At 66.1% G+C, this 13,018-nt stretch carries 10 protein-coding genes; 7 read left to right on the forward strand and 3 right to left on the reverse strand.

Going from position 1 to position 13,018, the window contains the following annotated elements; translation table 11 throughout:
- Positions 1 to 20: 20 nt before the first annotated feature.
- On the reverse strand, positions 21 to 1,352 hold the full coding sequence (dnaA, locus tag JLDANKMP_RS14540; protein WP_005411730.1) for a chromosomal replication initiator protein DnaA: 1,332 nt from the start codon (positions 1,350 to 1,352) through the stop codon (positions 21 to 23).
- Positions 1,353 to 1,607: 255 nt separating this feature from the next.
- Between dnaA and rpmH the strand changes: the two genes are divergently transcribed.
- The 6 genes from rpmH (at position 1,608) to JLDANKMP_RS14570 (ending at position 9,427) form a co-directional block, all read left to right on the forward strand.
- Positions 1,608 to 1,748: a 50S ribosomal protein L34 gene (gene rpmH / locus JLDANKMP_RS14545; RefSeq protein WP_005411729.1), complete on the forward strand. Its 141-nt coding sequence runs from the start codon at positions 1,608 to 1,610 to the stop codon at positions 1,746 to 1,748.
- A 5-nt stretch (positions 1,749 to 1,753) separates the two neighbouring features.
- A complete protein-coding gene (gene rnpA, locus JLDANKMP_RS14550; protein WP_212561486.1) occupies positions 1,754 to 2,248 on the forward strand; it encodes a ribonuclease P protein component in 495 nt (164 codons plus the stop codon).
- A complete protein-coding gene (gene yidC / locus JLDANKMP_RS14555) occupies positions 2,248 to 3,963 on the forward strand; it encodes a membrane protein insertase YidC (protein ID WP_212561487.1) in 1,716 nt (571 codons plus the stop codon). The genes rnpA and yidC overlap by 1 nt, the downstream gene beginning before the upstream one ends.
- Before the next feature lie 163 nt (positions 3,964 to 4,126).
- Positions 4,127 to 6,799 (forward strand): polysaccharide deacetylase family protein, encoded by a 2,673-nt coding sequence (locus JLDANKMP_RS14560; RefSeq protein WP_111108805.1) that lies wholly within the window; start codon positions 4,127 to 4,129, stop codon positions 6,797 to 6,799.
- 3 nt (positions 6,800 to 6,802) lie between these two features.
- Entirely contained in the window at positions 6,803 to 8,152 is a 1,350-nt protein-coding gene (gene mnmE, locus JLDANKMP_RS14565; RefSeq protein ID WP_212561488.1) for a tRNA uridine-5-carboxymethylaminomethyl(34) synthesis GTPase MnmE, read from the forward strand.
- 159 nt (positions 8,153 to 8,311) lie between these two features.
- Positions 8,312 to 9,427, forward strand: coding sequence for a glycerophosphodiester phosphodiesterase (locus tag JLDANKMP_RS14570; RefSeq protein WP_212561489.1), 1,116 nt, complete (start codon positions 8,312 to 8,314; stop codon positions 9,425 to 9,427).
- 110 nt (positions 9,428 to 9,537) lie between these two features.
- Here JLDANKMP_RS14570 and JLDANKMP_RS14575 read toward each other — a convergent pair whose 3' ends face one another.
- Together JLDANKMP_RS14575 and JLDANKMP_RS14580 are read right to left on the reverse strand one after the other, a co-directional pair.
- Entirely contained in the window at positions 9,538 to 10,308 is a 771-nt protein-coding gene (locus tag JLDANKMP_RS14575; RefSeq protein WP_005411723.1) for a rhomboid family intramembrane serine protease, read from the reverse strand.
- Positions 10,309 to 10,401: 93 nt separating this feature from the next.
- Entirely contained in the window at positions 10,402 to 11,364 is a 963-nt protein-coding gene (locus JLDANKMP_RS14580; protein WP_005411722.1) for a TerC family protein, read from the reverse strand.
- Between the two features lie 347 nt (positions 11,365 to 11,711).
- On the opposite strand from JLDANKMP_RS14580, the gene JLDANKMP_RS14585 reads away from it, so the two are divergent.
- Positions 11,712 to 12,881, forward strand: coding sequence for a class I SAM-dependent rRNA methyltransferase (locus tag JLDANKMP_RS14585; protein WP_212561490.1), 1,170 nt, complete (start codon positions 11,712 to 11,714; stop codon positions 12,879 to 12,881).
- Positions 12,882 to 13,018 lie beyond the last annotated feature (137 nt).

The raw sequence follows: 13,018 nt of genomic DNA on the forward strand, positions 1-13,018 counted from the left end.
GCCTCATCGGCATCCGTGCATCATTCGCTCAGCTTCCGGATCAGCTTGTCCCAGTCCTCGCGGAGCTTGCCGTCGGTTTCCATCAGGGTCCGGATCTGGCGGCAGGCATGCAGCACCGTGGTGTGATCGCGACCGGCAAAGGCATCGCCGATCTCGGGCAGGCTGTGCTCGGTCAGTTCCTTGGTCAGGGCCATGGCGACCTGGCGCGGGCGTGCCAGCGAGCGGGTCCGACGCTTCGACAGCAGATCCTTGATCTGCAGGCCGTAGTAGTCGGCAACGGTTTTCTGGATGTTGGGAATGCTGATCGCCTGCTGCTGGGCGCGCAGCAGGTCGCGCAGGGTTTCCTGGGCGAATTCGGTGGTGATCGCGCGGCCGGTGAAATTGGCGCGGGCGGTCAGGGTATTGAGCGCGCCTTCGAGGTCGCGCACGTTGGAGCGCATCTTCTTGGCGATCAGGAACGCAACATCATCGGGAATCTCGGCACCGCGTTCGCGTGCCTTGGCCAGCACGATCGCGGCGCGGGTCTCGAAGTCCGGCGGTTCGATCGCGACCGACAGGCCCCAGGCAAGCCGCGACTTCAGGCGCGCTTCCAGGCCCTCGACTTCGCGCGGATAGCGGTCGCAGGTCAGGATGATCTGCTGCTTGCCATCGAACAACGCGTTGAAGGTGTGGAAGAACTCTTCCTGGGTGCGGTCCTTGCCGGCGAAGAACTGGATGTCATCGATCAGCAGCGCGTCCACCTGCTGGAACTGGCGCTTGAACTGATCCATGGTCTTTTCCTGCAGGGCCCGGATCATCGCGCTGAAGAACTGTTCCGAACGCAGGTACAGCACCTTCGCGCCCGGATTGGCCTGGCGCATGGCGTTGCCGGCGGCGAACATCAGGTGGGTCTTGCCCAGGCCGGTGCCCCCGTACAGCAGCAGCGGGTTGTGCGCGCGGTCGCCCGGCTTCTGCGCCGCCTGGAAGGCGGCGGCCAGGCCCAGCTGGTTGCTGCGGCCTTCGACGAAGTTGGCGAACGTGTAGTGGTTGTCCAGGTTGCCGGCGAACGGCACCTGCGGTTCGCTAGACACATGCGCCGACGGCGTGGAAACCGGCGCGTTCTGCGCCTCCACAGGGCGCGGGCGCGAGCCGATTTCAAGAAAAACGTCGCTGAAACCGGCGAAGTGCGCCAGCAGTTCGCGGATCCGGGCCAGGTACAGCTCGCGGACCTGGTCGACGATGAAGGCATTCGGTGCATACAGCACCAGGCTGTCCACGCGCAGATCGGCCTGCAGTGGCTTCAGCCAGGTATGAACGTCTTCCGGCGGGAACTCCGCTTCGAGGCGCTCGAGACTACGGGACCAAGCATCCATCAGCAATAATCGTCCGGTGGCCGGGGCATGGACGCGACAAGGCGCCCAAACACAGGCCTGAAAGGGGGGAAATGGATGGCTCAGACTACCACCGAGCGCCCGCCTTCGGAATGCTTGTCCCCTACTTATTCACAAAAACATCCACAGCTATTGCACAGCCCGGTGAATTCGCGTAGCTGCCAGGGGTTGACTTGGGGCAGGGTACCTCTCTAGAATTTCCGGTTCTTTCCGTCCCATTCATACGAGAGGCCCCCAATGGCCACGAAGCGCACCTACCAGCCCAGCAACCTCAAGCGTAAGCGCGACCACGGCTTCCGTGCCCGTATGAAGACCGCTGACGGCCGCAAGATCCTGTCGCGTCGCCGCGCCAAGGGCCGCAAAGTCCTGAGCGCCTGATTGCCATGCCGCACTCCGCGGCAGACGCAATCCCTTCGACAGTGAATACTGCAGACCCGCGCAAGCGATTCCCTCGCTCTGCGCGGGTTCGCACGCGTGCCGAATACTCAACGGTCTTCAACGGCGCCCGCCGTGTGTCCGATCCGCTGATGACCCTGCACTGGCTGCCGGCTGACCGGCCGGCCAGGCTGGGTCTGGCGGTTTCCCGCAAGGTTGATCCGAACGCCGTCGGGCGTAACCGGATCAAGCGCGTCCTGCGCGACATCCTGCGTCAGACACGTACCGACATCCAGCCAGGCGACTTTGTCGTCGTGGCTCGTAGTGCTGCGCGTTCCGCCAGCAACGACGAGATCCGCCAGGCCTTCCTGCGCCTGCTGCGTCGCCTGCGTGCATTGCCCACGCCGGGCGTGGACGGCACAATGCCGCCGCCTGATGGCATCGCAACTCCTTCTTTGACCGAGCCGGCATCGCATCCCGGCCCCGCCGAGCCTGTCCGCTGATGAACCAGACCCGCGTATTCCTCATTTTTGCCTGGCTGATGGTGGCCGTGCTGCTGTGGATGGAGTGGAGCCGTGAAAAGGCTGCTCCGACCCCGGCACCAACCACCACGTCGGCCCCGGCCGCCGCACAGAGTGTTCCGGGCGCGACCCCCGGCGCCATCCCCAGCGCCCAGGTGCCGGGCGCCCCCGGCCAGGCCGCCGCACAGGCCCAGGCCAGCGCTACCCCGGCCAGCCAGCGCGTGACCGTCACCACCGACGTGCTGCGCCTGGTGCTCGACGGCGGCCGCGTGCTTGATGCCGAGCTGCTGCAGTTCCCGCAGACCAAGGACGAAGGCAGCCCGCCGGTCCGCCTGCTGACCGAAGACCCCGCGCACCCGTACAGCGCGATCAGTGGCTGGGCCAGCGAAGACAAGAACACCCCGGTCCCCGGCGCTGACGGCTTCAAGCTGGTGGGTGACACCAAGGACTTCGTGCTGGCCAAGGGCCAGAACGAGCTGCAGATCCCGTTCGTGTGGACCGCCGACAACGGCGTGACCATCAAGCGCACCCTGACCGTCTCGCGCAACGAGTACGCCGTGCGCTTCAAGGACGAAGTCAGCAACGCTGGCGCCGCGCCGTGGAACGGCTATGTCTACCGCACCCTGGACCGCACCCCGACCATCCTGTCGCGGAGCATGACCAACCCCGATTCCTTCAGCTTCAACGGTGCCACCTGGTACGACAACGACAAGAAGTACCAGCGTCGTGCGTTCAAGGACTACCTGGAAGACGGCACGCTGAACCAGAACATCACCGGCGGCTGGCTGGCGATGCTGCAGCACCACTTCTTCACCGCCTGGATCCCGCAGAAGGACCAGACCGCACACTACGTGCTGTCGCAGGTGGCTGGTCGTGACCTGATCGAAGCGCGTGGCCCGGCCTTCACCGTGGCCCCGGGCCAGTCCACCAGCACCGAAGCCCGCCTGTGGGTCGGCCCGAAGCTGGTCAACCTGATCGCCAAGGAAGACGTGCCGGGCCTGGACCGCGTGGTCGACTACAGCCGCTTCTCGATGATGGCGGTGATCGGCCAGGGCCTGTTCTGGGTGCTGAACCAGGTGCACAAGCTGGTCGGCAACTGGGGCTGGGCGATCGTCGGCCTGGTGGTGCTGCTGAAGCTGGTGCTGTACCCGCTGTCGGCGACCCAGTACAAGAGCGGCGCCAAGATGCGTCGTTTCCAGCCGCGCATCGCGCAGCTGAAGGAACGCTATGGCGATGACCGCCAGAAGTTCCAGACCGCGATGATGGAGCTGTACAAGAAGGAAAAGATCAATCCGATGGGGGGCTGCCTGCCGATCCTCATCCAGATGCCGATCTTCTTCGCCCTGTACTGGGTGCTGGTGGAATCGGTCGAACTGCGCCAGGCGCCCTGGTTCGGCTGGATCCAGGACCTGACCGCACGCGACCCGTACTTCATCCTGCCGGTCATCAACGTGGCAGTGATGTGGTTCACCCAGAAGCTGACCCCGGCACCGGGCATGGACCCGATGCAGCAGAAGATGATGCAGTTCATGCCGCTGGTGTTCGGCGTCATGATGGCCTTCATGCCGTCCGGCCTGGTCCTGTACTGGGTGGTCAACGGCGGCCTGGGCCTGCTGCAGCAGTGGTGGATGACCAAGCGCCATGGCGGCGAGCCTGTCCCGGCCACCACCGCGCCGGCCCCGGTCAAAAAGAAGTAATCCCGACCTGTAGAGTCGACTGTTGGTCGACTGGCAGTAGAGCAGTCGACCAACAGTCGACTCTACTACCGCCCCGGTCGATGAGAAGCCCGCCGCAAGGCGGGCTTTTCGCATGCGGCGTTAGAATCGCCGGCACACCGTTCCTCCCACCTTCGAGTCCACCATGCAGCGTGCGTCGTCGTTCCGCCTGTTCCTGCCGTCGCTGTTGTTGACCCTGGTCGTTGCCGGCTGTGGCGACAAGGACGCGAAGGCGCCGGCGACCACGGTCACCCAGCCCAGCGCGCAGGCCGCGGCCGCCGCCGATCCTGCCGCTGCACCGTTGCTGGCCGCGCTGCAGAAGCAGCTCGACGGCTACCGCCGCATCATCGTGCTGCTGGCCGACGAGGAACAGCAGTCGGCTGCCGACCGCGGTACCTCCACGCGCGTGGGCCAGCAGCTGTTCCACGATGGCCTGGAACAGCGCACGGCCATCGCCGCGCAGTTCGACACGCTGCTGCGCGGCTCCAGTCCGCAGCGCTTCGCCACCCTCGGCACCGTGCTGGACTACATCGAGTCGGCGCCGGAACTGTTCGACGCCGACCGCCTGGCCTTCCGCGAAGTGCTGCGTGACCTGCATGAACGGGTCGGCACCGATTCGTCGCTGCCGGCGGTGAAGCTGCACCAGCGCATCGGTGAGGACCTGGAGGCGCTTGATGAGATCGAGCGCAACTACAACCAGGAACTGACCCGCATCTTCAGCCGCTTCGAGCGCACCCGCGCCATCGAACTGAAGCGTGAGAAGTGGGACGACTACATCGCCCACCTGCACAAGGACTACAGCCGCGAAGCGATCCTGCGCGACTACGGCGTGATCGAGCCGTACCCGATGTCGATGAAGGACAGCGACCGCGAGATCTTCGGCCGCGACCTGCCGGCCAAGACTGTGGTGCTCACCTTCGACGATGGCCCGCACAAGGCCTATACCGATGAAGTGGTGGCCATCCTCAAGCGCTACGACGTGCCGGGCGTGTTCTTCGAAGTGGGCCGCAACCTGGGCAAGGTCGAGGCCGACGGCAAGGTCAGCCTCGGCCCGATGGCCAGGATCAGCCGCAACCTGATGGAAGAGGGCTATGCGGTCGGCAATCACAGCCTGACCCACGCCCAGCTGTCGCGCACCACCGGTGACGCGCTGCGCCAGCAGGTGCTGGACACCGACACGCTGCTGAAGGATGTCGACAGCAAGCGCGCGCCGCTGTTCCGCTTCCCCTATGGCGCACGCAATGCCGAAGGCCTGCAGCTGCTCAACGAAGCCGGGCTGAAGTCGATCATGTGGAACATCGACTCGATGGACTGGGCTGACCCGGTGCCGGAATCGATCGTCCAGCGCGTGCTCGACCAGGTGAACAAGGAACAGCGCGGCATCATCCTGTTCCACGACATTCACGATCGTGCGGTGAAGGCGCTGCCGCAGATCCTCGACCGGCTGATCGCCGATGGCTACCAGTTCGCTGGCTGGAACGGCCGCGACTTCACGGTCGCCCGTGCGCGCAAGGGCGCGACCAACGATGCCACCGTCACCACCGGCTACGAGAAGTCCTGGGCGATCGTGGTCGGCATCGACAACTACGCCAAGTGGCCGAAGCTGGAGTACGCCAGCCACGATGCGCAGGCGGTGGCCGATACCCTGACCGGGCAGTTCGGCTTCCCGTCCTCGCAGGTGATCGTGCTGAAGAACGAGCAGGCCACGCGCAACAACATCCTGGCTGCCTTCCACGACCGCCTGGCCGATGACCGCACTGGCAAGAACGATCGCGTGTTCGTGTTCTTCGCCGGCCATGGCGCGACCCGCCAGCTCGCCTCCGGGCGCGACCTCGGCTACATCATCCCGGTCGATTCGGACCCGAAGGAATTCGCTACCGACGCCATCGCGATGACCGACATCCAGAACATCGCCGAGAGCATGCAGGCCAAGCACGTGATGTTCGTGATGGATGCCTGCTACAGCGGCCTGGGCCTGACCCGTGGCGGTCCATCGTCGTCGTCGTTCCTGCGCGAGAACGCGCGGCGCAGCGCGCGGCAGATGCTGACCGCCGGCGGTGCCGACCAGCAGGTGGCCGACGCCGGTCCGAACGGCCACTCGGTGTTCACCTGGGTGCTGCTGCAGGCATTGGCCGGCAAGGGCGACCTCAACGGCGATGGGCTGATCACCGGTACCGAACTGGCCGCCTACGTTGCGCCGGCCGTCTCAGCCGTTTCACACCAGACCCCGGCCTTCGGCAGCCTGCCCGGTTCGCAGGGCGGCGAGTTCGTGTTCCAGGTGCCGGACAGCCAGGAGTTCCTCAATGCCGATACGCGCCAGTTGACCGCCGATGCGATCGCACTGAACAACAAGGTTGAAGCCGCCAGCGAAGCCAAGGGCAGCCAGGCGCCGGTGACGGTGGCCGACCTTCAGGGCGGCAAGGCCAAGCTGGTGGTGCCCACTGCGGGCCCGGCGTCGGATCGGCAGCGCGCGCAGCAGGCCAATGACCGCGGCCTGCAGCTGTACCGCGAGAAGCAGTACGACGAGGCGGTGGCGCAGTTCACCGAGGCACTGAAGCTGCGTCCGGACTTCGCCCAGGCCGCCAACAACCTCGGCTTCGTCTACTACCGCCAGCAGCGCTATGCCGAAGCGGCGCGCTGGCTGGAGAACACGCTGAAGATCGACCCCTCGCGTGCAGTGGCCTATCTCAACCTGGGTGATGCCTACTTCAACGCCGGCGACAAGGCCAAGGCCAAGCAGGCCTACACCACCTACCTGGCCTTGCAGCCGCAGGGCAGTGGCGCGGCCCAGGCGCGCGCACAGCTGGAGAAGCTCTGAGCCATGAACGACGCGATCCGCACCGACACCATCGTCGCCATCGCCAGTGCCCCTGGCGCCGGCGGTGTCGGCATGCTGCGCCTGTCCGGCCCGCGTGCTGCGGCCATCGCCAATGCACTGGGTGCACCTGCACTGCGTCCGCGCCACGCGCACTACGCGCGCCTGCGTGATGCCGAAGGCGAGGTCATCGACGATGGCATCGTGCTGTGGTTCCCGGCACCGAACAGCTTCACCGGCGAGGAAGTGGTGGAACTGCAGGGCCACGGCAGCCCGGTGCTGCTGCAGCAGCTGGTCGCGCGCTGCATCGCGCTCGGCGCGCGCCAGGCGCGGCCGGGTGAGTTCAGTGAACGAGCATTCCTCAACGGCAAGCTCGACCTGGCCCAGGCCGAGGCCATCGCCGACCTGATCGCCGCAGGTGACAACCGCGCCGCGCGCGCGGCACGCCGTTCGCTGGATGGTGTGTTCTCGCGTCGCATCGACGCCGTGGTCGAGCAGCTGGTGCTGCTGCGCATCCACGTGGAAGCGGCCATCGATTTTGCCGACGAACCGCTGGATACGCTCGGTGGCGCGCAGGTGCGGCGTGGGCTGGAACAGGCGCGCAGCGATCTGGCCATTCTGCGCCGCGATGCCGAACGCGGCCGTCGCCTGCGCGATGGCCTGCACGCGGTGCTGATCGGTCCGCCGAACGCCGGCAAGAGTTCACTGCTCAACGCGCTGGCCGGCAGCGAACGCGCCATCGTCACCGACATCGCCGGTACCACCCGCGACACCCTGCGCGAAACCATTCGCCTGGACGGCCTGGAGCTGACCCTGGTCGACACCGCCGGCCTGCGCGACGGCGGTGACGCCATCGAACGCGAAGGCATGCGCCGCGCCCACGTGGAAATCGAGCGCACCGACCTGGCGCTGATCGTGCTGGATGCGCGCGATCCGGCGGCCGGCGAAGCAGCGCTGGGCGAGGCCGTGGCGGCGGTGCCGCACAAGGTCTACATCCACAACAAGTCGGACCTGCTGGAGGCGTTGCCAGCACTGGACGATCCGGACCGCGTGTTCGTCTCGGCTGCGACCGGCGCCGGGCTCGACGATCTGCACGCGCGTCTGCGTTCGATCGCTTCGGCCGGGGCAGGGGAGCAGGTGGACGGCGAGTTCTCCGCGCGCACGCGCCATGTGGATGCAATCGAACGTGCGCAGGAACATGCGCAGCGCGCCGATGGCGAGCTGGCGCACGAGCACCTGGAGCTGGCCGCCGAGGAACTGCGGCTGGCGCATGACGCGCTGGGTGAGATCACTGGGCAGATGAGTGCCGATGATCTGCTGGGGAGGATCTTCTCCAGTTTCTGCATCGGCAAGTAAGCCTTGGTAGTGCCGGCCGCTGGCCGGCAACCCAGCCGAACGAGCTCCCCGGGATCGCTACGGGGTCGGAGCCCCTGCGGGGATCCGACCCCAGGTCCCCCACCTGTCACATTGCCGCCGCATACTGACGCCCATCACATACCGCTTGGGGAAGTCGCAGTGAAGTCGTGGGGTTGTGCGTTGCTGTTGTCGCTGGCCGTGGCACCATCGGTGGCCATGAGCGCTGAATCCTCCACCCCGGCCGCGCACAAGGTGTCGGTCTATGGCCATCGCGGGGCGAGCGCGTTGCTGCCCGAGCACACCCTGGCCGCCTATGCGCAGGCGATCGCCGATGGCGCCGACTACATCGAGCCGGACCTGGTGATGACCAGGGACGGGGTGATGGTGGCCCGCCACGAGAACGAGATCAGCGGCACCACTGATGTGGCCTCGCATCCCGAATTCGCCAGCCGCCGCACCAGCAAGGTCATCGACGGGCAGAAGGTGGACGGCTGGTTCACCGAAGACTTCACCCTGGCCGAGCTGAAGACCCTGTACGCGCGCGAGCGCCTGCCGGAACTGCGCAGCACCGCCTATGACGGCCAGTTCCGCATCGCCAGCCTGGACGAGATCCTCGCATTCCTTGTCCAGCAGGCCGGGCGTGCCAACCGTGGCATCGGCCTGGTGCCGGAGATCAAGCACCCGACCTACTTCCAGTCGATCGGCCTGCCGATGGAAGACAAGCTCCTGACCGCGCTGCGTGGCAATGCCTATACCAACGTCGGCCCGGTCACCATCCAGTCGTTCGAGACCGCCAACCTGCGCTACCTGCGCGGCAAGATCCCGCGCGGCAGCAACATCCGCCTGCTGCAACTGCTGTGGAAGGGCGACACCCAGCCGGCCGACATCGCCAAGGCCGGTGGCAAGCTGACCTACGCGCAGATGATGACCCCGGCCGGATTGAAGGACATCGCCAGCTACGCCGACAGCATCGGCCCGGAACTGCGCTCGATCATTCCGCTGGACGCCAAGGGCGCGCTGAGCACTCCGACCACGCTGGTACAGGACGCACATGCAGCGGGCCTGATGGTGATTCCGTACACCTTCCGTCCGGAGAACCACTTCCAGGCCAGCAACCTGCGCAAGGGCGCCGACAACGCGCGCAATGCCGAGGGTTCGATAGCCGAGATGCGTGCCTATCTGGCCACCGGCATCGATGCGTTCTTCACCGATGACCCGGCACTGGGCCGACAGGCGGTGGATGGCATGGGCGCGGCGGGGAATGCGGCGAACTGACGGACTCTGGTAGATGCCAACCTTGGTTGGCACACAACAACCGCCGACCAAGGTCGGCCACTACCGGATCATGAGGTTGCCGGCCAGCGGCCGGCACTACCGGGGCATTTTCAGCCGCGCGGCTCGTCTGGCCGGCGGAATGGAATCACCACGTAGTCCTGGCCTTCGCGCGGCTGCCACAGCACCGGCACGCGCTGCGGTGACGGCGGCTCCAGCTCATCGTCGGGCAGCGGTTCGACGTCTTCTTCTTCGTCTTCCCAACTGTAACGCGGGCGCGGCGGCAGCGGGTCGGCATTGCGGAACAGCAGCGCGGCGATGATGCCGGCGAAGGCGCCGCCCATGTGCGACTGCCAGGACACGCCGTCGGCGTGCGGCAGGATGGTCATCAGCATGCCGCCGTAGAACAGCATGCCGATCAGGCCGGTGGCAATCGCTGCACGGTCGCGGCGCAGCAGGCCCAGGCTGGCCAGCAGGAACATCAGGCCATGGGTGACGCCGCTGGCGCCCAGGTGCACGCTGCCCGGATTGCCCAGCATCCACGCACCGATGCCCGAGCCCAGCCACAGCAGGGGCAGGGCGCGCACGGTGGCTTTCGGGTAGACGCTGCCGGCCAGCGTGCCCAGGATCAGGATAGCGATGCTGTTGGCGGCGATGTGCTCGACCGAGGCATGCAGCATCGGGCCGCCGATCAGGCCAAGCAGGCCCTTGGCTTCCAGCGGCGCGACCGCCCAGGGCCGCCAGTCGAAGGTGCCCTGCAGGGCGAACACGGCCACCAACACCAGCACGGCGGCCAGGCTGACATTGAACGCCCGCAGGATGCGCGAGCGGTCATTGCGGGGGGCCGGCAGGTCGCCAGCGGGCAGGGGCGCGTTGTTGTCCATACCTCAGCAATGGCGGTGACTGGCGCGAAACCAAGGCCACCGCAACGGGAGAGTGGGTGCGGCCGGCGGGACAATCCCGCCGGCCGGCCATGATCAGGCGTGGCCGGAGCCTTCCTTCGGCGGGTACTTCAGGCTCAGTACCACGGTGGCGGCGATGATCACCGCGACCACGCCCAGCGACACCGGGGTCGGGATCTTGAACAGGTCGATGATCATCATCTTGATGCCGATGAAGCCCAGCACCAGCGCCAGGCCATACGGCAGCAGGTGGAAGCGGTCGGCCATGCCGGCCAGCAGGAAGAACATCGCACGCAGGCCCAGCACCGCGAACACGTTGGAGGTGAGCACGATGAACGGGTCGGTGGTGATCGCGAAAATCGCCGGGATGCTGTCCACGGCGAAGATCACGTCGGTGACCGCGATCAGGATCAGCACCGCGAACAGCGGGGTGAACCAGCGCACGCCGTCGCGCTTCACGCTCAACGCGTTGCCGGCGTAATCCGGCAGCAGGCGCAGGTGCTTGCGCATCCAGCGCAGCGCCGGGTTGGTTTCCAGATCAGGCTCCTGGCCAGCGGCGAACCACATCTTCCAGCCGGTGAAGAGCAGGAAGGCGCCGAACACGTAGAGCAGCCAATGGAACTGGCTGATCAGCACGCTGCCAGCGAAGATCATGATCGTACGCAGCACGATCGCACCCAGGATGCCGATGATCAGCACCTTCTGGCGCTGTTCCTCGGGCACCGCGAAGTAGCTCATGATCATCAGGAACACAAAGATGTTGTCGACCGCCAGCGCCTTCTCGACCAGGTAGCCGGTCAGGAACTCGAGGCCGACCTTGTTGGCCACCACCTGGCCGGCGGTCTCATTCAGGTAGTACCAGAGGCCCGCATTGAACAGCAGCGCCAGCGCGACCCAGCCGATGGACCACCACAGGGCCTCCTTGAAGGTGACCTTGTGCGGTCCACCATGGCGCATCAACACGAGGTCGACCAGCAGGGCGATGACCACCACCGCTGCGAAGCCGCCCCACAACCACACGTTACCGATCGTCTGCATTGGGAATGTCCGTTGGAAAGATGAATGCCAGGCCGGACGGCGAGGATCTGCAACGGAGGATCGGGAGGGGGATCCAGGGACAGAGCTTCGCCAGTACGGCGAAGGTCTCGCTCGCAGTTCCAGTCGGCTGGAACTGCCGTTGCACCGGAGCCTGCGGGCTCGAAATGACGGCGACAACGCCTGGGAGCTACTCCCCTTCTGGCGCCGATTCTGCCGTCTGGCCCCGCCGCCGTCAAATGGGGAGGCCAGGGGTCGGATCCCCAAAGGGGCTCCGACCCCATCGTCGCCACACTGGGGTCAGAGCCCCTGCGGGGATCCGACCCCGGCGCCCGGTTTACAATGGGTGGATGAATACCCCCCTTCCGATTGTCCGCCTCAAGAATGCGTGGCGTTCCAGCCACCCGTGGATCTTCCAGAAACTGGTCGAGAAACCGACCGTCCGGCCCAAGCCCGGTTCCATCGTCGACGTGGTCGGCATCGATGGCGAGTTCATTGGCCGCGGGTTCTACAACGGGCACTCGCGCATCGCCGTGCGCATCCTCGAAACCGACAAGAACGTGCCGGTCGATGCCGGCTGGTTCTCGCGCAAGATCGCCCAGGCGGTGTCGCTGCGCCGTGAGGTGCTGAAGCTCGACGCGGTCTCCGACGCCTGGCGCGTGGTGCACAGCGAAGGCGACGGCCTGTCCGGCCTGGTGGTGGATCGCTACGGCGACCTGGTAGTGGTCGAGTTCTTCGCCGCCGGCATGTTCCGCCACCGCGAATGGATCTACGACGCCCTGCGCGAGCAGTTCCCGGGCTGCCGTTTCCACAGCTTCGCCGACGAACACGTGCAGAAGCAGGAGAGCTTCGACTTCCACGGCAACACCACCACCGAGGCGTCGGTGATCACCGAGTACGGCATCAAGTTCCGCGCCGACCCGGCCGGCGCGCACAAGACCGGTTTCTTCGCCGACCAGCGCGAGAACCGCGAGTGGCTGAGCCAGCAGGTGGAAGGCAAGAGCGTGCTGGACCTGTGCTGCAACACCGGCGGTTTCGCCGTGTATGCCGCTGCGCGTGGCGCTTCGGAAGTGGTCGGCATCGACATCGATGAGGACGTCATCCAGATCGCCAAGGGCAATTCGCGCCTGAACAACGTGCGCCCGAAGTTCATCCAGTCCGACATCTTCCCGTGGCTGCGCGACGCCGCCAACCGCGGCGAGCAGTACGACGTGGTGATCCTGGATCCGGCGAAGATGACCCGCGACCGCGACCAGGTCATCACTGCGCTGAAGAAGTACCTGGACATGAACAAGCTGGCGCTGGGCGTGGTCAAGCCGGGCGGCCTGTTCGCCACGTTCTCCTGCACCGGCCTGGTGGCCGAGGACCAGTTCCTCGACATGCTGCGCCGCGCGGCCTATTTCTCCGGCCGCACGATCCAGATCCTGAAGGTCGCTGGTGCGGGTCCGGACCATCCGTTCATGGCCCACGTGCAGGAATCGCGTTACCTGAAGGCCGTGTTCTGCCGCGTGGTCGACTGACCGCGGGACGATGTAGAGGCGAGCCGCGCCACCTGATCCTGGGGGCGCCATTGTTTCGAACGCATCGCATTGCGCGGGAAGCTGGCCGCTGGGCCGTGAATACGATTCATGCTCGACTCGCGGTGCCTGGCAGCCGA

The organism is Stenotrophomonas sp. PE591 (assembly GCF_018320795.1).
Lineage (GTDB): Bacteria > Pseudomonadota > Gammaproteobacteria > Xanthomonadales > Xanthomonadaceae > Stenotrophomonas > Stenotrophomonas maltophilia.

What these genes read in the sequence shown, in the direction of transcription:
- JLDANKMP_RS14560 (WP_111108805.1), top strand. Translation starts at nt 4,127, where the DNA reads ATGCAGCGTGCGTCGTCGTTCCGCCTGTTCCTGCCGTCGCTGTTGTTG.
- rnpA (WP_212561486.1), top strand. Translation starts at nt 1,754, where the DNA reads ATGCCGCACTCCGCGGCAGACGCAATCCCTTCGACAGTGAATACTGCA.
- rpmH (WP_005411729.1), top strand. Translation starts at nt 1,608, where the DNA reads ATGGCCACGAAGCGCACCTACCAGCCCAGCAACCTCAAGCGTAAGCGC.
- dnaA (WP_005411730.1), bottom strand. Translation starts at nt 1,352, where the DNA reads ATGGATGCTTGGTCCCGTAGTCTCGAGCGCCTCGAAGCGGAGTTCCCG.
- JLDANKMP_RS14585 (WP_212561490.1), top strand. Translation starts at nt 11,712, where the DNA reads ATGAATACCCCCCTTCCGATTGTCCGCCTCAAGAATGCGTGGCGTTCC.
- JLDANKMP_RS14580 (WP_005411722.1), bottom strand. Translation starts at nt 11,364, where the DNA reads ATGCAGACGATCGGTAACGTGTGGTTGTGGGGCGGCTTCGCAGCGGTG.
- mnmE (WP_212561488.1), top strand. Translation starts at nt 6,803, where the DNA reads ATGAACGACGCGATCCGCACCGACACCATCGTCGCCATCGCCAGTGCC.
- yidC (WP_212561487.1), top strand. Translation starts at nt 2,248, where the DNA reads ATGAACCAGACCCGCGTATTCCTCATTTTTGCCTGGCTGATGGTGGCC.
- JLDANKMP_RS14575 (WP_005411723.1), bottom strand. Translation starts at nt 10,308, where the DNA reads ATGGACAACAACGCGCCCCTGCCCGCTGGCGACCTGCCGGCCCCCCGC.